Raw genomic sequence first — 25496 nt, forward strand, 5'->3', positions numbered from 1 at the left:
CGGCAACGCTTCAGGGTTTGGCGACATCCACGACGGGTGGGGTATCGGCGGTCATGAATCGACGGCTGACGGTCCCGTACAAGGTCCATCCGAGCATGGTGACAATGCCGCCCAGCATCATGGCGTCGGCACCGGAGCTATACAGTGCGTAGTAGCTGTAAGCCGCTGCGATGTAGGCGATGCCATTGGCAAACAGGGCTTTGCGCGGCGTGATACCGGCGGCCTTCTGGATCGTCATCAGCGCTGCCATCGACATCAGGTAGGGAACCAGGTTGGTCACTACCGCCAGGTTGACGATCATGTCGAACTGTTTGCTCAAGTCCGGGCTGATGGTCATCAGCGTCAACGCGGTCTGGCAGACCACCAGCACCAGCATGCCGGCGATGGGGGTACCGGACTTGGTCGTCCTGGCGAAGATTTTCAGGAAATAGCCGACATCGGCCGAGCTTTTGAACACCTGGGCAATGGTGAACTGCCAGCCGAGCAGCGAACCGATACAGGCCATGATCATCAGCCCCATGACAATATTGCCTACCAGGGGCGTGAACATGGTGGCGAACGCCAGCCCGAACGGTGCGGTGGAGGCCGCAAGGTCCATGTTCGGCACAATCCCGGCGATCACGTTAGTCGATACGATATAGATGACCGCTGCACCGATGGTCCCGCCCAATACCGCGATTGGCACGTTACGCTCGGGGTTTTCCACGGCGTCAGTGTTCGCACACGCCGATTCGAGGCCGAGAAAGGCCCACAGGGTTATCGAGATCGATGCGCCAACCGCCTGGAAAATCGGCATGTCGTGTGGGTTCCAGGCGGCGACGTACAGCGATGAGTCGAACCAGAACCAACCCAGCACCGAAACCCCCAGTACCGGAATGATGACACCCATGATGGTGACATTGCCGATCTGACCGGTAATGTGCGGGCCGCCGAAGTTGGCGATGGTGGTCAACCACAGCAGCACTACGGTAGCCACCGCGACGCCGATGGGCGTCAACGTCACATGGAACAACTCCGTCGAATACCCTACTGCGGTAATCGCGATGGCAACGTTGGCGATCAGCAGCGACACGCCATAGGTGTAGTTGGACATGAAGTTGCCGGAGCGACCAAAGGCGTATTCGGCGTAACCCCCATGCCGCCGGGCTTGCGGCTGAAACGACCGCATTTGGCGAAGGCATAGGCCAAGGCCAGCGAACCGAGTGCCGTCACGATCCACGAGAAAATCGATATCGTGCCCACTTGCGCCAGCTTCGATGGCAGTAGGACGATGCCCGACCCCAGCATGTTGATGGCCGTCAGCACCGTGAGTTGCACCACGCTCATCTTCTTCACGGTAGTTCCCATATTTGAACTCCAAAAACGCCCCTTCGCGAGGCGCTGCATTGCGGATAGACGAATACCGGGATGATTTTCCAGTGTCCTTTCAGGAACGTTTTACTGCTTGATGACGTATCCATAAGCCCGAATGCGACCATCCTCTTCGGTCTTGAGGTAGACACCCTGCAATTCGGGATTGAAGCCAGGCAAGCGATTGATTGCATCCTGCAGAGCCAGGAAATAGCTCAGCACCGCACCCGACCACACTTCACCGGGGACCACACACAGCACCCCCGGCGGATAAGGTAGAGCACCCTCGGCGGCGATTCGCCCCTGGGCGTCCTCGAGCGCGATCAGTTCCACTTTGCCGCGCACGAACTCAAGATTCGCCTCGCGGGGGTCCATTACCACGGTGGGCATGTGAGCTTTGCGGAACATGTCCTTTTGCAATTGTTTGACGTTATGTCCAGCGTAGAGCTGGTGCATTTCCAGGCATAACTGGCGGATGCTGTAGTCCTTGTAGCGGGCTTCGTGGGCGCGATAGACACTCGGCAATACCTCGGCCAGTGGCGCGTCGTCGTGGATAAAACGCTCGAAGCGCGCGATCTGCGCGACCAGGTGCTGCATCTTGGCCTGGCTTTCGGCTGGCGTGAGCAAGAACAGAATGGAGTTCAGGTCGCTTTTTTCCGGGACCATGCCGTACTGGCGCAGGAACGTGGCGAGGACCCCGGCATGGATGCCGAACTCCGTGTATTCGCCCGTCGTCGCATCAATGCCCGGGGTGGTGAACAGCAATTTGCACGGATCGATGAAGTATTGATTCTCGGTATAGCCGTCGAAGGCGTGCCAGCGCTCCTCGGGATGAAACATGAAAAACCGCCGGTTAGTGGCGATTTCATCGGTTGGATAATCCTGCCAGTAACGGCCATCAATGGTCGGCGGCACGAACGGCCGGATCAAGGTGCAGTTATCCATCACCAATTTTCGGGCCTCAATGCCGGCGCGAACGCATTCGTCCCACAGCCGGTGACCACTGCGACCGCTGTGCATCCGCGCATTGACATCGAGTGAGGCAAACAACGGGTAAAACGGGCTGGTGGAGGCCTGGGCCATGAACGCGTTGTTCAGCCGATGATGATTGCAGTAGCGCTCCTGGCCTTTGATGTGGCGATCCTTTTTGTGGATCTGCGACGCCTGGGAGAAGCCCGCCTGCTGCTTGTGAATCGACTGTGTGACGAAGATGCCGGGATCGTCCGGCCCCAGTTCGAGCAGCATCGGCGAGCAGTCCTTCATCATTGGAATGAACTGCTCATAGCCGACCCACGCCGAGTCGAAGAGGATGTAGTCGCACAGATGGCCGATGCTATCGACCACCTGCCGGGCGTTGTAGATGGTGCCGTCGTAGGTGCCCAACTGAATGACGGCCAGCCGGAATGGCCGGGGATCGTCTGCCTTGCCTGGCGCAACCCGGCGCAACTCGTCGCGCAGGTAGGTTTCGTCAAAACAGTGCGCATCGATACCGCCGATGAAACCGTAGGGGTTTCGTGCAGTTTCCAGGTACAGCGGTGTAGCGCCGGCTTGAAACAAGGCGCCCTGATGGATTGATTTGTGATTGTTGCGATCGAACAGCACGACATCACCCGGGTCAGCAAGGCGTTGGTCACGACCTTGTTCGACGCCGAGGTGCCATTGAGGACGAAATAGGTCTTGTCCGCGTTGTAGACTTTCGCGGCGCGCTTTTGCGCTTCCAGCGGCGCCCCTTCGTGGATCAACAGATCGCCCATTTCCACGTCGGCATTACAGCGGTCGGCACGAAACAGCGTCTCGCCAAAGAAGTCGAAAAATTGTCGACCCGCCGGGTGCTTGCGAAAGAACTGCCCGCCCTGATGCCCCGGACAGGCAAACGTCGAGTTGCCGCGCTCGACATAGTGTTTGAGCGCACCGAAGAAAGGCGGCAGCAATGCTTCCTCGTATTGACTGGCCGCTGTTTCCAGTTTATCGCCGTAGTATTCGGCCTTATCGGTGCCCAAGTCGAACACTCCGCTGATTTGCAGCAGGACATGTTCAATGCTTGGCAGGTTTTCTCGAGACAGTTCGTCCTTGGCGCTAACGGCAAAGAAGATCGGGATATCGAATCCGGATCGGCTGATGACATCGAGCACACCGTTTTGAACATCCGCTCCGGTAATCACCGCGGCGGCAACATCCGTCAAATCGGTTTGGGTAAACTCCACGACTTCGCGCGCAGTCAAAAAGCTACTGCGTGAAGCCGCGCTTGCGGCCACTTTCAGTTTATTCACCAATCTTCCCTCCATTGAAAGTCCCGAGCGCCCTATGACGCTGCCTGTGTGCCGGATGTAATGCAGCGGACCCGATAACGCCCTTCATCCACTTCGACGCCATGGGTGTCATGGGTGAAGCCTGGGAAGCGTCGGTCATAATCTTCCAGCGCCTTGAGGTAGCCGAGTAACGGACCATCGGCTGCGCCGGCATTCTCGCCCGGCATCAACAACGGAATACCCGGTGGATAAGGGACAACGCCAGTGGCTACGGTACGACCGGCCAACTGGTCGAGGGGGACGCTCTCGACATTTCCGCGTACCAGTTGTTCATAGGCCATGACCGGGCTCAGATCAGGCACCGGCAAGGTTGAAAAGGCCCGAGACATGGTTTCAGTGGTCCGCAACTCGGTCATCGCCACAAACATGGATTCACAGAGGTCGCGCAACCCCATGCCCCGGTAACGTTGCGGGTGAGCGGCCAATAACCCCGGCAGCACTTGATCCAGGGGCGCGTTGACGTCGTAATGGCGTTTGAAATCGAGCAATGCATTGACCAGTGTGCCCCACTTGCCCTTGGTTACGCCGATGGAGAACAGCACCAGAATGGTGAAGTCGGTGGTTTTTTCGACCACGATGCCTTGGCGGTCCAGGTAGGCCGTGACCACTTGGGCAGGTATACCCAGCTCGCTCATGGCGCCGCCAGGCAGAATGCCCGGCGTAGTTATCGAGACCTTGATCGGGTCGAGCAGGCAATAGCCATCCTCGATATCGCCAAAGCCATGCCAGGCGGCATTCGGCTTGAGGACCCAGCAGGCCGGGTCGCTCGCCAGCAACGCCTCGTCGGCGAGATGAAAGGGTATGGCCTGGCCTGTCTCGGGAAGGGTCACCGTGTCCGGTTGCCAGACATTAAAAAACCACTGGTCGCGGTCTTGAAACTCGCCGTTGAGCCGCGCGAGCATGCGCCGAAAGGCAATCGCCTCGCGAATGGCATCGCCGGTCAGGGCCTTGCCGCCGGGCCGTCCATCATCGCAGCGCTGACATCGTTGGAGGCAATGATGGCGTAATTCGGCGAAGTCGAAGCATGCATCATGAACGACTCGTTGAATCGTGCATGATCGATGGGGCGCCGGCCGTCGCGGATATGGATCATCGAGGCCTGGGACAACGCCGCAAGCAATTTGTGAGTGGACTGGGTGGCAAACACCGTCGGCCGGTTTGGCCCGTGATCGGCCGGCTCGCCATGCATGGCAAAACGTTCACGATAAATCGGGTTGAAGCGTGCATAGCCGAACCAGGCTTCGTCGAAATGCAGTCGGTCGACGCTTGCGCCCAGTAGCTCCTCGACTCGCGACACGTTGTAGCAGAGGCCGTCATAGGTAGAGTTGGTGACGATCGCGTGCATCGGCGTCGGGTCTATTCCTTCACTGACCAGCGGGTTGTTGACGATGCTCTCGCGGATCGCCTCGACGGTCAGGTGCTGCGGGGGTATTGGCCCGATCAGGCCGTAATGGTTACGCAACGGCAGCAGATAAGTCGGGATCGCCCCAGACATCGTCATGGCGTGCTCGACCGACTTATGGCAGTTGCGGTCACACAGGGTGACCTGGCCGCGAGTCACGCTGGCCATCAGGATTACCCGGTTGGAGGTCGAAGAACCGTTGGTGACATGGTAGGTGCGATGGGCGCCGAAGACCCTGGCCGCATACACTTCGCTGGCGCCGATGGGGCCGGAGTGGTCGAGCAACGAACCGAGTTCACCGACGGAAATAGACAAGTCGGAGCGGAACAGGTTTTCACCAAAAAAATCGAAGAACGCGCGTCCCACGGTCGACTTCAAAAAGGCCGTGCCACCGGTGTGTCCCGGGGTGTGCCAGGAGTATTCATAGACTTGGGAAAAGCGCACCAAAGCGCCGAACATTGGCGGCAATACCTCGTCTCGATAGCGCTGGATGGCAGCGATGATTCGTCCACCGATAAAGACGCTGGTGTCTTCCAGCAACCAGATGAAATCATCCGATTTCTGCATGGCATCCAGCGCAATCGTGGCTGCACTGCTGCGGTCGGCCAGGAGAAAAATCGGCACCGCTTCACTGCGTTCGCGCACGGCATCCAGCACGCTCATTGCTATCTCGTGGCTGTCGTCCAGATTCAGGTCCCAATCGAGCAGCACACACTGCACCATCGGGTCGGAGTGGATGATGGCAATTGCATCCAGTGCCGATTGCGCCAATATGACTTCTACCTGACGCCCTTCCAATACCTCGGCCAGCTCTCTTACCGCGCGGCCCGCAGCGGTTTTGGCCGACAGTTCTTCATGGATCAGCAGGGCTTTCATGCCAAGACGTCGTTGCGGCTTGTAAGTCATCGTAACGTCCATATTCAATAGATGAGGATTGGATTGACCTGAAAATCGAGTCCCGTGGTCAATGGCGCGCAGGCACCGGTAAAGGTTGAGAGTGAGCTAGTTGAGAGCGGATGAGAACCGGTTGTTGCGATCCCGTCGATTAATGTTGGCGCGGCATCAGAGATCTGAAAAAGTTCGATTGTGTAATGTCCTGCCGCCGGACTACAAAGCGAGCGCTAGCCATCATCGCTTTTGGCGTCATCCAGACTTGCTCAAGGCCGGTCCTGATTCAGTCGTTCCAGGCGGCCCCGAGTAAGTCTGGGTGGCTGACATCAGCCGATTCTGATCCTCTGTTCCGGCATTCGCCGGGAGGTTGAATGTGTCGCCTTCTTCGCGAGCAAGCCCTTTCCTGCACGGGACCGGCACCAGGCAGGTGCTTTTCAGAGCTGCACCCGACGGAGCCTGCCGCTCAACGGGACGATGGTGTTCTCTGGCGTGGGCAGCGGCCGGCCCGCTAATCCCATGCCTTCGCTCACCAGTACCGCATCCTGCAACAGGCACAGGTTGGAAGGGGTATCCAGGCCGCGGGCGAGCACGGCCACTTGGGCTGTTTGCAGGTTGCAGCTCAACAGTCGACCCGTGAATCGGGTAAAGCCTCCATGCAGTGGTTCGCCGCTCCAGTCAGGCGGCAAGGGTTGCTGCAGGCGATTGCAGAGCTCCAGGACCAGCACGTTCCCCTTCGGACACATCGCCAGTCCGGTGGGCAGTTGCAGGCCGCGGATCAGGATGTCGATTTGTCCGCTGGCCGGCCAGACCCGAATCACTTGGCCTGCCTTGTCGGCAAAGTCGATGCCCTTGCGGGTCGGGTCGCCTTGCAGTTCTCCGGAGAACAGGCTGATCAGCACGGCGTCTGTCGCCGGTTCGTACACCAGCGTCACGGGCACGGCTTCCTGGCCCAGTTCCAGTTCGGGTAATTGGACCAGTACGCGCTCGTTCTGACCGGTGCTGAACTCCACCAACTGATTGGTATCGGGTTTAACGGCCAGCCAACTGCGCCGGGTCGGGTGGTAACACAGCGCATTCAGATTGCCACGGCTGTGAAACACCGGCTCGGGCGGGGTGTATTGCAGGTCCAGCAGTTTAGAGCCCTCGACATAATCGGTCTGGCTGACCAGACAGCGCCCATCACCGCAGGCGATGTCCGACAGCCCCATGATTTCATCGCGCAGCATGCGGGCCTGCATGTTCATGGCGCGAAAACCTTGCGCCAGTATTTCGCGCGGGAGGTAGGCTCCGGGGCTGTGTGGATCCGGTCGCAGTCGACTGATACGGCCGCTAAAGGGCTGGTCCGGCAGGCCTGAGCCGGCTTCGGTCAGCAGCAGGCTGCCATCGGCTTGCACACAGACGCCGCGGGGGTTCAGCAGGCCTTCGGCGATGATTGTACTCGGGCACAGGGTTTCGCTGGGGCGCGCAGGGATATGAACGGGAACAGGCATAGGTCTCTCTCCATGGACAAGGGGGGGCGCGACTACTGCGGCGGTTGCCACGGTTCACCCGTGAGATAGGCCCGCAGCAGTGCCCGCTGGCAGGGAGACATCGAACGCACCACGGGCATGAACAGCGTGGTGCCTTTGTAGGCATCCGAGGTTCGGGCAAGGATCGGGTTCTTGGCGGCCATGATTGCGTCGGGCTGATTCAGCGGGATATAGCGCGACATGGCGGGGAAGGCCAGGTAGTGAAAACGCAAGACGTTCGGATACATCAGCGGCCAGGTGATGGTAGTGCCCGCAGGGATGCCGAAGTCAGTCTGTGCGTATTTTCGGAAGTTGGTGAAATAGCTGCCGCTCGCGAGTCCGTTGAACGTGTAGGTCAGGGCGACAAAACCCGCCTGGGCGGCACTGCCAGGTTTAAGGGTGACCGGGAAACTGACGGCGAGTTGGCCGGTGTCTACGGTCAATGACGCAGGGAAGTCGAGGAAGTCCCAGTATTGCGGTTCATCGTAGGCAGAAGGAGGTCCGGCCTGCAGGTCGATTTCGGTGGCACTGGAAACCGCGCCGCCCAGATATCTGACCTGCAGGGTGATTGACAGGCCGTTGGGATAATCCTCCAGATAAACGTTGCGCTGATCGGCATACACCCGATAGACCGATTCGGTTGCGTTAAGCGCGGTGTCGGCGACTGAATAGGGCGCGTTGATGGCCAGTGGTTTTTTCCGCACCGCTTGCTGCTGGCTGGAGTCCAGGGGCAGGTCGACGATGCCGCCATACACGTAGTAGTTGAACAAAGGGCTGCTGGTCGGGTCGAGGGTGGTCAGGGTGGTGGTGCCCGCAGTAATGGTGACAGGACCGTAATTCGCGTTGGGCCCAATAGGGCTGGTGATGTCGTCCCTGTCGGCCCTGAAGGTTTTTTCGGGATGATGTTCACCATGTCGATGCTCAGGATGCCGCTTTCGCCCAGGTCGGCATAGGCGGTGCTATTCGAGCACTGGTTGACCAGTTGCCGGCCCGGAAGGCAGTTAAGCGGCTCATCCGCGAAGGCCGGCGCCAATGTGCCGATTACCCGGCCGATGCTTGGGTTGGGGGTGTATTTACCGGCGGCATAATCGGCGTCCAGTTGCTCGGTGGTCATCGCAGGGCACATCTCGAACATCACAAAGCGCAGGACGATGCCTGTTGCGCCCGGCGCCTGGATGATCGATTTCAGGCCGCTGCTGTTCTGGTTCCAGCTGACGATGCTGCTTAGCGCAAAGGTCAGCTGAAAGGTGCCACTAAAACGGAACGAAGGCGGGCCATCCATTTTTGGCGGCTCCAGCACGCGCTTTTTGACATCCAGGCTGCTACAGACGGCGTTAGCCCGGATCAGTAGCTGGATGTTGTCGTTGCCACCGATTTGCAGGCCGCCGACGAATATCTGGGTGGTCGTTGAGGCGGTAGGGTCCAGGTCCACCATCATCGGGCCGGAAACGGGACCCTGTCCGGTCACGGGGTCCACGGAACCGAGCAGGTAGACCGGCTGACCCACTTGGTCGCCGGTGGTGTTGATGCTGCCCGGATAACCCTGGGAACTGATCAAGGCATTCTGCATATCCACCACATGCTGCCCGTAGTGATTCCAGCCGCCGGCGGTGTAGTAGTCGCCGTTTGGGGCGTTGATCATGCCGTTCAACTGATCATCGGTATAAGACTGGGCGCCCGGTGCCAGCGTCGAGGTGGTCAGATCGAAGATCGGCCATTCATCATTTCCCTCGACAGGAATGGTGGGTGAGTTGTTCGGCAAGCTGACGTCCGTGCGGATGCCGCCCCAGAAATTCAGTCGTGGGCCGTTCAGGATGCTCATGGTTTATTCCTCGTCCTTGATGATTTTGCTGATAGGCGCATTGGCGAATTTGAACAGGTAGGAGTAGTCGGACTTATAGGGGCTCTTGACCGGTGTCGCCATGGAGTGGCAGTTCATGCAACTGCTGTTGGGCTGGATGTAGCTCTCCATGGTCACGTTGGCCGAGAGCGAAGGCGTCGGCTGGCCCAGCGGGTTGCCGGGGTTGTCCGGCATCAACGGGCGCTGGGTGGTGATGAGCTGGTAGTACTTCAACGCGCTTTTTGCAGCCCCGGATCGGAGCGGTAATTGGCGTTGACCCCATTAGTAACCTCGGCAATCGGGGTGACGCGGTTCAGCGGGTTCGGGGTCTGGAACGTGGTACCGGGTTTTGGCACGCAGACCAAATGCGCGCCTTGGGTCTGCCAGTCGCAGGGTGACTGGTTGAGGGTGCCGGCCGGGGCGGCGGCGTTGAAGTAGGAATAGGCCGTGCCGGATGCAGGTTGGTCGACCCACAGGCCGTTCACCAGCACCTTGGGCGGAACGTTATCGATCTGCTCGAACGTCGACCAGATCCACTGCGGATAACCGTTCACTTTGGTGATGATGTGCAGGCCCACCAGGCCCAGGTACGCCTCGGTGACACCGCCGCGCTGGCCTTGGTCGTCGAACTTGGCCACGCGGGCGAGCATGGTCAGGTAGTGGCTGGCGTTGTCACTGGTCGTGAGAATACGCCAGCTCGATTTGACCTCGATGACGCCATAGGGAAACTGGATGTTGTTCGCTTTGGAAACGACATCGGCGTTATAGAAATTGTTGCCGACGATGTAGTTGTAAGAGGTCTCGTTGGCCGAGATGTCGTAGTAGGTCGGGTTACGGGCCTGGTCGATCAGCCAGCCGCCGACGGCCTGATCGACGGCATTCACCTGGGAGCTGTTCTTCAGCGCGGCGATGTTGATGATCCCAAGGCTTTTTGCGGTCTGCGGGCTATTCCAAGGGCCAGGATTGGTGGCTCCCGGCAGAAAGATTTCCTCTACGGTCTTGTAGGTCTGCCAGACGGTGTAGCCGGCATCCCCAGGCTGTTTGCTGCAGTCGGGATTACCGCGTTGCCCATCCTGTGCAGGCCAGCTCAAGGCGATGAACATCTGCCAGCTGTATTGATCGAACAGATCCTGACTGGCGGTGGCGGCCGGCGCGGTGCTGGGGGGCTGGCAATTCAGGTTGGTGGCCTGCGTCGACAGCATGGCCTGTTCCCGGGCCAGTGCCGGCAGACTGGCCAGGCCCAATAACATCACGGAGAGACGGAGTGTGGTTTTCATGGCGATCCTTCGTCATTGGTCAGGGTTTGCGTTGCATGAGCTTGTTCCATTGCGCCTTGTGGCCGTTGCTCTGTGACGCCGGTGGCTCAAACAATTGGCAGGGCGGCGGATTCGACGGGCACATGGCGGCTACCTGTGCCCAGGTCTGGGCCGGGTCCGGTTTGGCGATGCGAAAGTCGGTGTAGTTCTGGCTGACGATGGGCGCATTGGCGACGCTGGTGTCCCCGGAAAAAAAGAACGACTGGGGATGCCGGTACGGCGGGTGGCCCGACGGTTGTTTGTAAAAGGCATAGCCGAACAGGATCGGACCTTGCGGTGACTCGAGGTCCAGGGCGTAGGCCTGCACGCTGGCGTCGAGGTTTTTGCTGCGTTCGGCGCTGTAGGGCAGGTGCTCAATGAAGTCTTGCCGAGGCGGATGATTCATCGGTGAAAACATGCAGCAGGCCGGCATGTCTTTAGGTCGGTCTTGCGGGTACGTCAGGAAGTACGCCTTGTTGCCAAGGGACACGAACGAGCAGGTGTAGTTGTTGTTCTTGATCGGGAAGATCGGCAGGCAGTACTTCTCGTAGTGTTCCATCATGGCGCCGAAGCCGTCGCCATCCGGCGGGATGTAGGTCGTGTCGTAGTAGCTGGTACCGCGAGAGACGGTGTAATCCGCCGGGGTCAGGGTGGCCGGTGGGTTGCTGTACGGCGGCTGATTTTTTCGTAGTTGTGCATCACCCGGTACAGGGTCCAGTTACTGATCCAGAACGCCGGAAAGAAGGGATCGGAAGGGTCGCCCGGTGCGCGTTTGGCGATGCAATTGCCATTCTGCTCATTGCAGTCCTGAGTGTTGTGCACGCCCATGGTGAAGTAGACGGCGCCGCTGTCCTCTTGGGCGAAAAGGGCTGGACTGAGCAGCAGGGTCAGCAGCAACAGCCGGTTCAAGATGCTGGCTTTCATATGACACTCCTGTGAAGTGCCGGGTGACAGGCTCGTCACCCGGTGGTCCTGCTTGAAACGTTGGTGTTTTAGCCTTGCTTGTAGTCGCTCATGCTGAGCGGGAAGGGTGGGTATTTCTGTTTCACCAGGGCCTGCGCCCAGAGCTCCAATACCGCGCGACGGCTTTGCGGCATATCCCGGGTAATGGGCATCGCCAGGGTGCTTTCTTCCTGATACTCCTTGCTGATCAGCACAATGAGTTGGTCGACGGCGCCCTCTATCCGTTCCAGCGAATTGAGCGGCATGTATTTGCTCATGATCGGGTACATGTAATAGAAGGGCTGCAGGATGCGCGGATAGATGAAGGTCTCCCAAATCACCACGCTGGCATCCGGACGCTGATAAATGCGGTTCCACTCATCGACAAAATCCTTCTGCATTTGCGGCTCCAGCGGCAGGATGCGCATCGGTGCGAGGAAGTCGGTATAAGCCTGCGAGAGCGGGAAACTGAAGGGGATGGCGGGTGGCTGCTCACCGTCATGCACGAAGAAGCGCAAGGTGGGGAAGCCCGGAGCCTTTGCCTTGACGGTCAGTCGGGCGATGCCATTGGCGTCGGTTTGAATCTGCGTCAGGCAGTAGTGCACGGCGCTGTTCTGCGGATCCTGCAGAATACCTTCCATACGGATTGGATTGTCGAACGACAGGCAGGGGCTCAGGGCGACTGAGCCGGGCGTCGGCAGGTATTGCAGATAGCTCACCGGCACCTCGTTATTGGATGACTCGGCGGCCCGCGTCGCCATGAGCCGACGGCCAGTGCCTTCCGTCACTAGGCTGGTTATCGAGGGAGTGTCGTTAAATTGCGGCAGGTTGGATTTGTTCTCGCTGCGATTTTCCGGATAGTCGTAAAACAACGTAAAGTCGGCCGGGTTGCTGAACGCCAGGTAGTAATCGGTCGTGCACATCATGTAGACGTTGCCGTACTCCGCCACCGATAGCACGGTGCCGGCCGGTGCTGGCAGACCGTCATATTGCACCATGATCTGCAGCGTCTTGCTGTCGCCCACGTCGATGAAACTTGCGCTCTCGACCACTTCGGCAGTCCACATCTGCTGGGCCGCAGCCAGCTCCGGATTTGTTCCCACAAGGTGCAGCTCCAACGATCCGGTTTGCAGCTTTTTCTGCGCGTCGGCACTGAGTGGCAGGTCAAGGATGCCGGAGCGTTTATCGAAAGCCGCTTGCTGATACTCCTCAAAGCCAATACTGGCCAACGAAGTGAATTGCCCGTCCTGGCGTATCCCCAGTTGGTAGCTGCCGGCATCGAATTTTTCTGCCACCGGGATGGCGGCTGTCGGGTCGATCGGATAGCTCGGGAAGGTGTTACCGAGATCCAGCGATAAGGTATCGCCATGGGCCTGCGCCGAGATTACGCCCAGCGTCGCCTGTTTGGGGGCGGCCCGGGTTGTTGAAGAGGAACCTTGTTTTTGCTGGGGATCAGACGCCGACCGCCCGGCGCGGTGGGGAACTCGTCGTCAAACCACAGGCCCAGGGTGCCTGCGGTACAGCTGTAGGCGGGGTTGAAGAAAATGCTGGCGACGTTGTCCAGGCCTTTCTGATACATCTCCTGGACTTTGGCCAGGGCCGACGGCGTGGTGGAGCGGCTGTTGAAGGGCGGATAGTTGTTGAAAATTCCATTTTTGTCGTAACAGGTCATGTAGGTGGAAAACCGGAACATCAGGCCTTTGGCTTTTTGTTGTTCCATCTGTTCCTGAAGATTTTTCAGCAGGGCTGAATTGCCAATCGCCCAGGCCAGATTTTCTTTCGGGAAGCAGGTTTGCCACGTGGTGGTCACATAGATCAGGCCACCCAGGTTTGCCCAGTTGAAGTTCAGGAAGCGATCGAGCATCCGGTATTGACGCTTGAGCGTCAGGCCGCATTGGTCGTCGCCCAGCACCAGTTTGTCGAAGTACAACGCGGTAAAGGTGTTCTGCCAGGGGCTGACGTCGACAAAGCGGGCCGCGGTGGGGCTGGCGCTGCCAAAGGGATTGCCGAGCAAATTGTAGCTCTGGTTAATCAGCGGATCCTGATCAACGTAGCCACCGTCCGGGAGTTCGCCGCCGATGATGACGGACCGGGTCTGGTTGTAGCTGACGGTGCCACAGGCATTGTCACCAAACAGGTTCCATTCTCCGGGGATCATTATCGGTGGATTCTGTGTGACGTTGCCCGGCACCTGCGTGACGTAGTCGGGCGCCTCGTGTAACACCCGAGGGGCGATCGTCCAGGGCATCAGTGTGCTGGCGGCATTCTCTGGCGTGATGTTGTAGTAATCAAGAAACCGCCAGTTCATCTGCATTTTTACCGCATCGTAGAGCGGGTACATATCGTTGTTGTTGGCCGTCGGCGGGTTCCAGAACATATGGCCGTTGAGGTAGATGCGAGGGAAATTCAATACGCTCATGTCATGCTCCTTAGCGTTGCCACTGGGCGCGCTTCAGCGACCAGACAAAGTCCAGTTTGTTGTAACCGACAAAATCGGATGCCGGCAGCGGGGCAGTCGGGTAAACAAGGCCGCCCTGTTCTTTCAGCGCGAAATTGAAGTAGCCGTTCTTTTTTGAGTACGCGGCCGTACCGTGGCAGGCGAAACAGGAGGACTGGCTCTGAAAGGCTGATTCCAGCTGGGAATTGGCGAGCAATGTCGGTGTTGTCTTGGATTGGGTGCCGATCAGCTCGTACTGCGCCAGCGCAGGGTATCGAGCCTGGAAGTCGGTGTTGACCGGTTGGGCCGCCGGTGTCGGTCCGGTGCTGTTGGTCATCGGGGTGGGCGGGATCGCATTGGTCACCGTGTACTTGCTGTTGTTGCGGTTTTCGAAGGTGGTCCAGACCCAGTCGGGGTTTAGCTTGTTGATCACGTGCAGGCCGCTCAGCGCGGCATAGCCGACCTGGTATTGAGTGCCCTGCTGATAGTAGGCCTGGGCGATGTAGTAGCCATCGCTTGCCAATTGCTGCTGGTAGCTCGGGTCGTTACCGATCCACAGCCAGGCGGCTTTCAACTCCCAGGCGCTGGAGGGGAATGTCAGGTCGCTGGTCAGGGCGGCTTGGCCATTCATGTTGTAGACCTGTTTCTGCACGATGTAATCGAACGTGTCCTGGCCCATCAACAGTTGGAAACGCACCGGCTGGCCTTTTTCTGCGTCCGGCACGGCGCCGCCCATCTCCAGGATCAGCCCGTCCACCTGTTGCGTGGCGTTCAGGTTGTGGAACACGCGATTGAGGTCCATGCCCAGTTTTTTTGCCTGAGCAAGCACGTCGGAGGGCGGCGGCACGCTCTGGCCGTATGGCAGGGGGGCTACCGTTGCTCAGGTAGACCTGATCCGAGGGCTTCATGGTTTCCCATACCCGATCGGGACTTTTCGCTGCGGCAGGCTGGTTCAGGCAGACGAACCAGTTCCAGGTCATGGTCTCGGGGCCCTGGGCAAACTCGGCCCGGGACTTGTCGAGGTTTGCTCCAAACTGCATGAAATTGTTGCAGTCGAAGGTGTTGGTGTTCTCTGCCTGGGCCAAACCGGCCAGGGCACTCAGAACGGTTATGGAAATGGCTCGCCGCATGGAAGCTCCTTGGCATTGGCCGGGTCGGTGTTTGGGTGCCCCAGGAAGTGCTCCAGGAGCAGTTGTTTCACCGCCGTGGCCGCAAGGTGCTGCGGCAACGGCAGATCACAATTGGTGATGAGCAGCGGGCCGGTCTGCGCGTTGCCGGGCAGACGACCATGGCTGCCGCGGACCAGTCCGGTGTCCAGCGGGATCAGGTCCATGTAGTAGCGAAAGCCGAGCTTTTTCTGCAGCAGCCGGCGCGCCACTTTCAATTTGGGGAAACGAATGGCCGGGTCGATGAACAGCTCCAGCGGGTCGTAGCCTGGCTTGCGATGGATGTCCACGGTGCGGGCAAAATCGGGGGCCTTGCGATCATCAAACCAGTAGTAGTAATCGAACCAGTAACCCGCCGCGGCCACGGTCACCAGCTCGCCGCTGCGAGGATGATCGAGCTGCCAGGCCCGTTGCTCGGCTTTATCCAGCACCTGCTCGATGCCGGGCTGACGCTGCAACAACGCTTTGACGCGGGGGATGTCTTGAGCCTGCTTCACGTAGATATGCGCGATCTGATGATCGGCAACGGCAAAGGCTGCGCTGGCGCCGGGGTCGAGCAATTCCCAGCTCAGCGATTGGCGCACCTCTAACAAGCCTTCCGAGCGCAACACGCGGTTGATGGAAACAGATTGCTGGACGGCTTCGATCCCATATTCGGACAGCAGCATCACCGCTGCGCCTTGCTCCTGGGCGAAGGTCAGCAGGCGACCGACTTCACTGTCGATAGCCCGTACCTCGTCAGCAATCGACGGATGATCGGGGCCCAGACGCTGCAGGCTGTAGTCGAGATGGGGCAGGTAGATCAACTGCAGGTCGGGGCGATCGAGCTGGAATTCGGCGATGGCGCAATCGACGATCCAGCGGCTCGACTTAATGCCGGCCGCCGGGCCCCAGAAGCTCGGAAAAGGGAACTCGCCAATCTGCTGTTCGATACGCTCGTGCAACGATGCCGGTGACGAATACAGACCGAACATTTTGCGGCCATCGGCCGGGTAGTGAGGGCGCGGGGTGATGGCGGCGTCCACGTCCGCGTACATGTTGTACCACCAGAACAACTGGCTGCAGCGAAACCGGGTAGCTCACGCTTGAGTTCCTGCCAGACCTTTTCACCCTGGATCAGTGCGTTGGGTTGCAGCCAGAAGCGTACTTCGGCCTGATCGCGAAAATACCAGCCATTACCGACGATGCCGTGCTCCGACGGCGGTAGGCCGGTAAGGATCGAGGCCTGCACCGTCGACGTGACGGCCGGAAACACCGGTTGCAGGCTGGCCATTTTTGCCGTTTTCAACAGGGTATTGATCTGAGGCGTCGCAGCGCCCAGCAGCGCCGGTGTCAGCCCGACCACGTTGATCAGAAGCAACGGTTGACGTAGGTGATCAGAGGGCATCGGCGTACGCCTACTGCGCTTGAGGTTGCAGCAATTGCCGCTGCCGCAGTTGGTCTTCGACCCAGTGCAGTTCCGCGCTGATCCCCTGAAGTTGAGCGTACTCGGTAGTGGGCCGCAGCTGGGCGGGCAGGACGCCCCAACTGTAGGTTTCCACTTCCAGTACCGGACGAAAATCCCCATGGCCTGCCAGAAAGTCGAAGGTCTGCGACAGGGCGAGCTGACTGCCGCTGAGCTCGGGCAACAGCAGGTGTTCGCTGAACAGTGGAATGTGGAAATGAATCCTCAGCTCGGGGTATTGCCCCGGGCTCTTTGCGCAATCGTCGAGGGCGGCGGGAAGGTCCGCCCAGGCCAATAACCGGTCCCGAGCATCGCGAGCTTTCACCTGATGCAGGTAAGTGGTTTCGGCAAATTCGCCCAAGGTCTTGAGGATGTGTTCGCGCCGGTTGTCGTCTTGAGGGGGCAGGCGACAAATCAAGGCGTTGGACAGCTGAATCTTGCCGATGGGCACCCGTGCCTGCCGCAGCCTGTCCAGCGACTGATAGCAGTCTTCGAACATCACGGCCTGGTGGCAGACATCAAAACACAGCGCCAAATGTTCATGGTGCGGGTCGATGGTTTGCCAGCGGCGGAAGAAGGCGATGGCCTGGTCGGTGCTTTCCAGTACGCAGTCCGGTTCCATCTCCAGACAGAACACGATTTTCTTGCCGGTGTTCAGATGCAGCCTGGCCAGTGAGGCCGTGAGTTGGCGCAATTGATACTCGGCACGTTGCTGTAGCGTCGGGTTCCAGCTGGCGGCATAGCCCAGCGGCACGCTGGAAATCACCCCCTGATGGCAGTCTGGCGGCAAGGCCTGCGCGAGGATTTGCGCCAGATTAAGACTGTATGCCAGCCGTTTCGGCTCCGCCCAACTGGGCAGGTAGACCTCGGCTTTCACTGCACCATCATGAAATTGGCCGTAGGGAAACCCGTTAAGCGAGGTCAGGCGTAATCCACTGCGTTGCAGCAGGCTCAGGAACTCCAAACGCGCCGATTTCTGCTGTAATTGCGCCGCTGCGAGGGCACTGATCCATAGTCCACTGTCCTGCTCGTTCAGCCCGCGCAGCGTTCGCACGCCCTGAAAGTGCTGTTCGATGGAGGACCGTAGCCCGGCCAGGTCTCGGGTCGGGTGCACGTTGCTGCAATAACCGACCTGCGCGGCAGCCCACCCCATGCCTGCATTCATTTGATCACCGGTTCCTGCCCCCGCAGGGCGGAGTTGTCCTGCCACTGCCGGCGCTGGTCGATGGGCAGCGGGGTACTGATCAGGGCTTTATCCATTTGGCCGCTTTGGGCAAAAAGTCCACCGGGTTGTGGAACAGCACCTGTTCGACCTGGGCCTCACTGAAGCCGGCGGCCAACATTGCCTGGCCCGTTTTCGGCACCTTGAGCGGGTCGCTGATGCCCCAGTCGGCTGCACTGTTGACCACCATTTTCTCGGTGCCGTACTGCTGGAGCAGGGCCACCATGCGCTGTTCCGACATTTTGGTATTGGGGTAGATGGAGTGGCCACGCCAGCAGTCGCTGTCCAGCACCAGAGGCAGCGTCAGTTCATTGAGGTGGTCGATGATCACCAGATGCTCGGCAATCCCCACTTCGCGAATCACTGCCAGGGTACGTTTGGTGCCGCCGATCTTGTCTCGGTGCGGGGTGTGCACCAGCACTGGCAGATTGAATTGCCTGGCCAGCTCCAACTGAGCGGCGAGAAAGCGATCCTCTTCGGGAGTAATGTCGTCGTAGCCTATTTCACCGACCGCCACGACGCCGTCTTTCACCAGATAGCGCGGCAGAATCTCCAGCACCTCATTGGCCACCGACAAGTCATTGGCCTCCTTGGGGTTGAGGCCGATGGTGCAGAAGTGATGGATGCCGAACATGCTGGCGCGAAAGCGCTCCCAGCCCAACAGCGTGTCGAAGTAATCAATGAAACTGCCGACACTGGTCCTGGCCTGGCCCTGCCAGAAGGCCGGCTCGATAACCCCGGTGATGCCGGCGGCGGCCATGTTCTGGTAGTCATCGGTGGTGCGGCTGACCATATGAATATGCGGGTCGAAGTACTTGAGCATGGTGAATCCTCGTCAAAGCAAGGGAGCCGTTGAGCATCAGTTCGGTGAGGTGCCGGCCAAGTGGTCACGCCATTCCGGCGGCAAGCGTTGCTGCTGATTCAGGCCGGCCAGGCGCTGGTGTTGCGCCGGGCTGAGCAGGTTGAAGGCAATCGCCAGGGGCAACCCGGCGGACACTGTTCGTTCGGCCGCGAGCTGTTCGTCCAGCAGGTCGAGGGCCAACTGATTAAGGGTGACGCTGAGTCGTTGCGTCAGGCCGATCAGGCGTCGTACGTCGAGCCCCATGCCCAGCGCCTTCAGTACCAGTTGGTGGAAAGCCCGTTCCGGGTAGTGACGTGACGGGTAGGGGGTGTCGAGGGCGAGGGCGGCAAACACCTGGCTGTTACTGGTACGCCCGGCCTGCAACGCCAGCTGTACGCACAGTCCACGGCTATCGAGCCAGTCGAGGGCTTTCAAGGTGGCGATTTTTCCTGATCGTCGCCCCACAGAAACAACTGGCGCAGAACAGGCAGTTGCCCGTCGGTGGGGTGTTGCTCCAGGACCTGAGCCAGCAACAACGCCCGGGCCAGTTGGATGTGGCTCCAGCCGGCACTGTCGGGCAGTGCATGCTCCTGGAGATGGCGCTTGCACTGGCTGCTCAAGAGCGCTGCAGTATTGGCGTCCGGGTGTTGGGCAAGCCGCTCCTGTGCCTGGCGCCACCACTGCAACTCGTCATCATCGAGCTGTTGGGTCAAGGCCTGGCGTTGTTCGGCGAGGCCGTCGTGACGCATTTCGAGGGCCGCCGATGGCGGCGCAGTGACGTCCATTTTCATGTCGGTTTGATCCAGCGCTGAAAGTGTGGGAGCAGGAAAAACACCAGGACACATACCAGGCTGCCCAACGGCTGATTGGCCACGGCCATCACCAGGGCATCGAACAGTGGCAGGGCTGCCAGGCCGGCACCGATAAAGGCCCGGACCTGCCGATGTTGCGGGTTGGCCAGGTTTCGCCAGTAGTGCCAGCCCAGCCAGCCCAGCCAGAGCAGCAGCACCGGCCAGAACCAGAGGTTGTCGCAATAGATCGCCAGGGCCAGCGGGCTCAGCATCAGGATCAGTGGGAGGCGACTGAGCAACTGGTTGTTGTGTTCATGGCGGGCCAGGTAGGTCAGGCCACTGATGTAGACGCCCAGCAAAATCGCGCAGAGCCAGATCGGCTCCGGTGGCACCGCGAGGCTGGCAGCCGCCGTGAGGTAGAGCGTCGAGCGGCAGGCGCCCATCAACCAGACGCTGTGGGCGTATTTTTTGTGCAGCAGGTTGTAGCCGAAGATGCAGCCCACCAGCAGGGTGACACTTCCCAGCAGCCAATGCGGCTGATCGATCAGCCGGCTCAAGCCCAGCACCGACGCCGCGGCCAGCATCAACAACAGCACAGTGGCGAGGCGCACCTGTTGTCGGCTGACCAGGCCCAGGGTGATAGGCCGAGGGTTATGGTGTTGCTGGTCCCAGTCGGCATCGAGCAGATCGTTCAACAACATGCCGGCCAGATACAGCAGTGACAGCGTGGCTAGCAGCAGGATCCACACCAGCGACGTTGGCGGCGCCAGGGCCCCGGCGCTGCTGGCCAGCAGCGCGGCGGCCAGGGTGTTGGTCCATACGGTGGGCAGATTGGACACCCGGCCCAGGGTCATCCAGGTCTTCAGATTCAGCGGTGTCTGGTTCATCGGGCATAGCTCTCGCTCAGGGTGAGCGCCGGACCGCTACGGGTGGACAGTCGCAACAGCGCTTGCTCCATCCGCGCGTCATCGATTTCATGCAGGTCTACCGACTCGCCGATTTGGCTGAGCATCGGGATGGAGAGTTGCCCGCCCAAGTGCTGGCGGAATTCCTCCAGCCCGATCAACACTTGTGAGCGCCCCTGTGCATCTTTCAAGGTCAGTTCCGCCGGGCACAAGTTAAAACCGAGCTTGAGTAAAAGGTTCAGAACCCGTTCAGTGTCGGCATCGCTCAATAGCCCCAACGCATTGGCATAAAATCCATCCAGGGCCATGCCCACCGCTACGGCTTCACCATGGCGCAGCCGGTGGTGACTGAGGTTTTCCAGTTTGTGCGCGGCCCAGTGCCCGTAATCCAGCGGACGTCCGTTACCGCGTTCAAAGGGGTCGCCGGCACCGGTGATGTGCTCCAGGTGCAATTCCGCGCAGCGGCGAATGGCATAGCGGCTGGCCGGATGATCGAAGTGGGCGAGGGCGTCAGCCTGTTGCTCCATCCATTGGAAAAATGCCCGGTCCTTGATCAGTGCCACCTTTACCGCCTCGGCCAGCCCGGCGATCTGGTCGCGGCGGGTCAGGCTGGTCAGCAACTGGAAGTCATTGATCACTGCGGTGGCGGGGTAGAAGGCCCCCAGCAGGTTTTTCTGGCCGAAGGCATTGATGCCGTTTTTCACGCCGATGCCAGCGTCGTTCTGGGCCAACACCGTGCTCGGGATGCGGATCAGGCGAATGCCTCGGTGGAAAGTCGCGCAGGCGTAGCCCACCGAATCCAGCACCGCGCCACCCCCAGGGCCAGGACATAGCAATGCCGGTCCAGCCCATGTTGCAGCATGTCGGTATACAGCTGCTGCAACACCTGTGAATCCTTGCTCAGTTCACCGGCCGGAACCGCAATCGGCGCTGCCTGCAAATGCAAATCCACAGCATGAGCGGCAAAGTAGGTATCGATCTGTTCCAACAGGTGTGGCGCGCTTTGCAACAGCTGTTCATCGGCGAACACCAGCACAGTCACCGGGCCTCTTTGCTGGGCGGTGAGTTGGCGATGCAGGCAGGGATTTAGCGGATCGAACAAGTGATCGGTGAACACCACCGGGTAGTCGTAGCTGACCTCGAAGCGCCCGTGCAGTGATTGCTCCGAACCGTGCCGGCGCAAGGTCTTGAACAGGCTGTAGCCGGCGATAAACATCCCGGGCAGCACCATGCTGGCGAGGATGGTCACCAGCAACGCGTTCTGCTCGACGAGGTAGGTGCCGATGGCGCTATAGGCCAGCGCCAGTCCGGCATTGGCCAGGGTGGTGACCAATACAAACGCGCGCAGCGGATAGCGCTGCATACCGGCGGCGACTACTGAAGTTTCCGCCAGTACCGGCACGCCGCGCAGGCAGATCAATGACAGTGTGCTCAGCCGATATGCCAGTTGCCGGGCTGACGCTTATGCAGGCCGAGGCGGCCGGACAACAGACGGAAATAGCCGGCCCCCAGCGCATAACCCAGCCCGGCGCCCAGGCACAGGCCAATGAAAATCACCAGGTAACCGCCGAGACTGCCAAGCACGGCCACGGCCAGCAGCGCTACCAGACTCGAAGGCACTGGCAGCACCACATCGAGCGCCAGCAGGGCGATCAGCAGCAACGCCAGGTTAATTTTTTGGGTGGGTGTCGAAGGCAGGTACAGATTGAGATGGGTGAGGAAGTCCTGGATCTGTTGTTCAAACAACAGGAAGCTGGCGATCACCAGGACAGAGAAGCAAAACAATGACAGCCAAAAATGTTCGGCTGGCCCTCTAAGCGAGAACGCACGATACCCACGGCTGCGCTTCATCAAGCATCCCTCTTGAATGTTATGACTGAGTTCCGTTTCAGTAATTAAAAGCCGCGTCTGATTTGTTTTTGGAAAACAGACTCTCCCGCCTGAATGGCTGGTTTTATGTGCGATTGATAACGCTTGCGAAGATATTCATGAACTTAGACGGTTGTGGTTTTTTTGCAAGTTTGCCTGATGGCAGCGTTTTGGATGAGCTGCCGGGGCCGCGCGGCAGAACCGCTGGAGTGAGTGCATTGATCAGATTTTTATTTAATAATTACAGGCTCTTGGATGATTTTAGCGAGGCACTGAAGATACCGTGGAGTGAGCGCTATTCAATGAATATACGACAGTCATAAGTAGCAAGCTAATGATGAGCTGGCCATATGACATTAACATTTGTTATGTGAGTTATTGCTGCTGGTTATAAAAAATTTAGTAGTTGACCAAATCAGTCGGCAAACTCATCTCGGCGTTTAATAAGTGTGTGGCGAGAATTCAAGGACGAGGTATTTACCTACATTTTTTCTATGCCCTGTCTTGCCGGCTTGTTATTCCTCCGCCCAAAAGCGGATAACGAAAATGCCACTCTCTTCATATCCGAGATAATTTATTGTCGAGCGCTCTGGCCACGCGCCATTAATACTGTTATGCATTGCTTATGCCTTCCACGACTTACCGCAGCAGTTGTCATGACACGGACGTGGCGGGAACTTCACTTGATGGCAATGGGGGCAAAAAGGTTGTGGAAAGTACACAGATGACGCGCCAACTGATTATCTGTATCGATGGAACAAACAACCGCTTCAGTGACAAACCCACCAATGTCCTGCGGGTGTTTCGCTCATTACCCAAGAACAGCGATGCGCTGCTGGCCTATTACGATCAGGGCGTGGGTACGTTCGGGCTGAGTGAAACCCTGTTCGAATGGCAGAAGCTACCGTCGCGAATCGCCGGGCTGGCGTTTGGCTGGGGGATCAAGCGTAACGTGCTCAATGCCTACCGTTTTCTGATGGAGAACTATCAGGAAGGCGACCGGATTTTCATCTACGGCTTCTCTCGAGGTTCCTATGCTGCCCGGATTCTGGCAGCCATGATCCATACGCTTGGGCTGCTTCCTGCCCGTCAGGTTCAACAACTGGATTTTGCCTGGTCATTGCTGACCACACGAACACGTGCTGAAAAAGGTGCGCCTGAACCTTCCCTCAAGCGGGCATGGAGCTATATCTGGTGGCGTCTGACCGCGCGCAAACGACCGGATTTTTCCTTGATGGCGCAGTTCAAGGAAACGTTTTCCCAGGATGTCGATGTCCACTTTCTGGGGTTGTTCGACACCGTGAGTTCGGTGGGCTGGTTGTATGACCCATTGGCCGTTCCCTACACCGCAAACAACCCCGGCGTGCACACCATCCGTCATGCGGTATCCATTGATGAGCGACGCTGTTTTTACCGCCAGAACTTGTGGGATGCCGCCAAGGCCGCAGACCTGAGGCAGGTGTGGTTCGCCGGCGTGCATTGCGATGTCGGTGGTGGTTACCGGCCGGAAGAATCGCAGCTTGCCCTGATTACCTTGCGTTGGATGATCGGGGAGAGCCTGGAGGCCGGGTTGAATATCGACGTCGCATCGTGTCGTGGTGAGCTGTATCCGCCGTCCTGCCCGGTGCCGGATCCGCTGGCACAAGCCCACCAATCACTGTCCTGTCTGTGGATGATCGCCGAGTGGCTGCCGCGCCTGAGGTGGGACGCCAAGACTCACACCCGAATTCTCAGGTTTGGTTCGATGCCGCCGTTTGGCAAACCCAGAGCGCGGGTGATTCAGCCTGAGCCAGGACAAAAAGCCTCGGTGCATGAATCCGTGGTGATTCGGCAGAAGGGGCCGTTGACCAGCGGCCAGCCGTGGGGGAATCGGTTGAAATACGAACCTGAAAACCTGGTGTGCATTGATCCAGCACTGATTGATCAGGTTTTCGACTCTCCCGAACTGGCTCGGCACGGGTTATAGGGTCAGCACCCTGCTGCACCGGCTTAAGGTAGAAGCCCACTCGGCACCATCGACAACTTGAACATTTCGAGTCATCGGTTGTTTGCCTTGGTGGCAAGGTGCCACAATGGTCTTTTGGCAGCAGCATCATGATCAGGCGGATCAAATGGATGGCCTTGAGCTTCGGAGTGATCTGGACTCTCTTATAGCGCAACAGGTACGCACTGATCGCTTGCAGCAGCTATTCCGCCAATCCGTTCCTGCGGTTTTCGGCAGTTATATGGCCGCCATCATTCTATGTGCGATGTGTTGGGGTCGCTTTGATCACGGCGTCATTGTTTGGTGGATAGCCATACTTACGGGATCGACGATATTGCGGATCTCGATGTTTATCGCCTATTTTCGCAGCCACGAAAACGAGCGCACACCGCAATGCTGGGAGTCGAAATACTGGAGCACGTTAGTGTTGTCCGCTGGTATTTGGGGCGTAGGGGCATTAGCCGTAATGCCTCCAAACGACCTGTTGTCCCAGGCCCTGGTCATGCTCTTTGCCGTCGGCATGTCGGTCAGCGCGGTGTCCTGCTACTCCGCTTATCGTTACATGACGTTAGTTTCCATTGGCCTGGTTTTATTGCCGAGCACCACATGGTTGTTGTTTCAATCGTCGGTGATCCAGGTCGGTATGGCACTTGCTGTTTTAGTGTTCGCGTCGTTTGTTGCCAGCGCTACACGCAGTCTATCCAGCGCGCTGGAGACAGCATTTCGTCTAAAACGCGAAATGGAGCTGGCACATGGTATTGCAATCCATGCCGCATGCACCGATGAACTCACCGGCCTGAAGAATCGGCGCGCTTTTTTGAGCGTGCCCTACAGCTGTACAGTCACTGCAAGAGCAACCAACTATCGTTGTGTGTCCTGATGCTGGATATGGATCACTTTAAATATATCAACGACACCTACGGTCATCAGGTCGGGGATCAGGTTCTGCGTCAGATGGGGGCGGTCATCAGTACGTCCTTTCGTGAAACTGATGTCCACGGCAGGCTGGGCGGGGAGGAGTTCGCTATTTTACTCCCGGATACTCCACTTGAGATTGCGCTTGGCATTGCCGAGCAACTGATCCAGGCCATCGCTGGATTGAAGGCTGAGCCTGTTCACGTCATAACGGCGAGCATCGGTGTCGCCTTGACCGGGGTTTGCGACGACGATCTACACAAACTGATGAACAGTGCAGATAAAGCGCTCTATCAGGCCAAGGCGTTGGGGCGTAATCAGATCGCCATTGCTGAATAGGCTTTTCGGTTCAGGCTGCAATGCCTGACCCAGGCCCTGGTTCACC

At 58.8% G+C, this 25496-nt stretch carries 5 protein-coding genes and 13 pseudogenes; 2 read left to right on the forward strand and 16 right to left on the reverse strand.

All coding sequences use genetic code 11. The features are described 5' to 3' along the window. Positions 1-10 precede the first annotated feature (10 nt). From potE to JFV26_RS32915, 16 genes and pseudogenes are all read right to left on the reverse strand, one after another. Positions 11-1347: pseudogene (gene potE / locus JFV26_RS32845) on the reverse strand (putrescine-ornithine antiporter). A gap of 90 nt (positions 1348-1437) precedes the next feature. Then, a pseudogene (gene speF, locus JFV26_RS32850) lies at positions 1438-3620 on the reverse strand (ornithine decarboxylase SpeF). A gap of 32 nt (positions 3621-3652) precedes the next feature. Then, positions 3653-4054: an Orn/Lys/Arg family decarboxylase gene (locus JFV26_RS35140; protein ID WP_242487994.1), complete on the reverse strand. Its 402-nt coding sequence runs from the start codon at positions 4052-4054 to the stop codon at positions 3653-3655. A gap of 177 nt (positions 4055-4231) precedes the next feature. After that, positions 4232-5979 (reverse strand): annotated as a pseudogene (locus JFV26_RS32855) (Orn/Lys/Arg decarboxylase N-terminal domain-containing protein); the annotation flags it as partial. Between the two features lie 407 nt (positions 5980-6386). Continuing rightward, on the reverse strand, positions 6387-7442 hold the full coding sequence (locus tag JFV26_RS32860) for a hypothetical protein (protein WP_201197660.1): 1056 nt from the start codon (positions 7440-7442) through the stop codon (positions 6387-6389). A 32-nt stretch (positions 7443-7474) separates the two neighbouring features. Further along, positions 7475-9282 (reverse strand): annotated as a pseudogene (locus JFV26_RS32865) (hypothetical protein). 3 nt (positions 9283-9285) lie between these two features. Continuing rightward, positions 9286-10577: pseudogene (locus JFV26_RS32870) on the reverse strand (hypothetical protein). A 19-nt stretch (positions 10578-10596) separates the two neighbouring features. Next, positions 10597-11519, reverse strand: a pseudogene (locus tag JFV26_RS32875) (hypothetical protein). A 68-nt stretch (positions 11520-11587) separates the two neighbouring features. Beyond that, positions 11588-13956 (reverse strand): annotated as a pseudogene (locus JFV26_RS32880) (hypothetical protein). Between the two features lie 10 nt (positions 13957-13966). Next, positions 13967-15104, reverse strand: a pseudogene (locus JFV26_RS32885) (hypothetical protein). Continuing rightward, positions 15083-16440 (reverse strand): annotated as a pseudogene (locus JFV26_RS32890) (alkaline phosphatase family protein). The pseudogenes JFV26_RS32885 and JFV26_RS32890 overlap by 22 nt, the downstream one beginning before the upstream one ends. Before the next feature lie 97 nt (positions 16441-16537). Further along, positions 16538-17749, reverse strand: a complete 1212-nt coding sequence (gene eboE / locus JFV26_RS32895) for a metabolite traffic protein EboE (RefSeq protein ID WP_201197661.1) — start codon at positions 17747-17749, stop codon at positions 16538-16540. Continuing rightward, positions 17746-18629, reverse strand: a pseudogene (locus tag JFV26_RS32900) (TatD family hydrolase). Before JFV26_RS32900 ends, eboE begins: the two are co-directional and overlap by 4 nt. A gap of 36 nt (positions 18630-18665) precedes the next feature. Further along, positions 18666-19438: pseudogene (locus tag JFV26_RS32905) on the reverse strand (EboA domain-containing protein). Next, complete coding sequence (locus JFV26_RS32910) at positions 19435-20325, reverse strand: UbiA family prenyltransferase (RefSeq protein ID WP_201197662.1); 891 nt, start codon at positions 20323-20325, stop codon at positions 19435-19437. The pseudogene JFV26_RS32905 and the gene JFV26_RS32910 overlap by 4 nt, the downstream one beginning before the upstream one ends. Beyond that, positions 20322-22194 (reverse strand): annotated as a pseudogene (locus JFV26_RS32915) (3-dehydroquinate synthase). Before JFV26_RS32915 ends, JFV26_RS32910 begins: the two are co-directional and overlap by 4 nt. A gap of 742 nt (positions 22195-22936) precedes the next feature. Here JFV26_RS32915 and JFV26_RS32920 point away from each other — a divergent pair. Continuing rightward, on the forward strand, positions 22937-24178 hold the full coding sequence (locus JFV26_RS32920) for a T6SS phospholipase effector Tle1-like catalytic domain-containing protein (protein WP_242487973.1): 1242 nt from the start codon (positions 22937-22939) through the stop codon (positions 24176-24178). 145 nt (positions 24179-24323) lie between these two features. Beyond that, positions 24324-25450: pseudogene (locus JFV26_RS32925) on the forward strand (diguanylate cyclase). Positions 25451-25496 lie beyond the last annotated feature (46 nt).

Source organism: Pseudomonas sp. TH31, assembly GCF_016650815.1.
In the GTDB taxonomy this organism is placed as follows: Bacteria; Pseudomonadota; Gammaproteobacteria; order Pseudomonadales; family Pseudomonadaceae; genus Aquipseudomonas.

Bases quoted from the DNA above. Each gene is read 5' to 3' on its own strand.
- JFV26_RS35140 (WP_242487994.1), bottom strand. From the start codon at position 4,054: ATGGGGTTGCGCGACCTCTGTGAATCCATGTTTGTGGCGATGACCGAG.
- JFV26_RS32860 (WP_201197660.1), bottom strand. From the start codon at position 7,442: ATGCCTGTTCCCGTTCATATCCCTGCGCGCCCCAGCGAAACCCTGTGC.
- eboE (WP_201197661.1), bottom strand. From the start codon at position 17,749: ATGAATGCAGGCATGGGGTGGGCTGCCGCGCAGGTCGGTTATTGCAGC.
- JFV26_RS32910 (WP_201197662.1), bottom strand. From the start codon at position 20,325: ATGAACCAGACACCGCTGAATCTGAAGACCTGGATGACCCTGGGCCGG.
- JFV26_RS32920 (WP_242487973.1), top strand. From the start codon at position 22,937: ATGACGCGCCAACTGATTATCTGTATCGATGGAACAAACAACCGCTTC.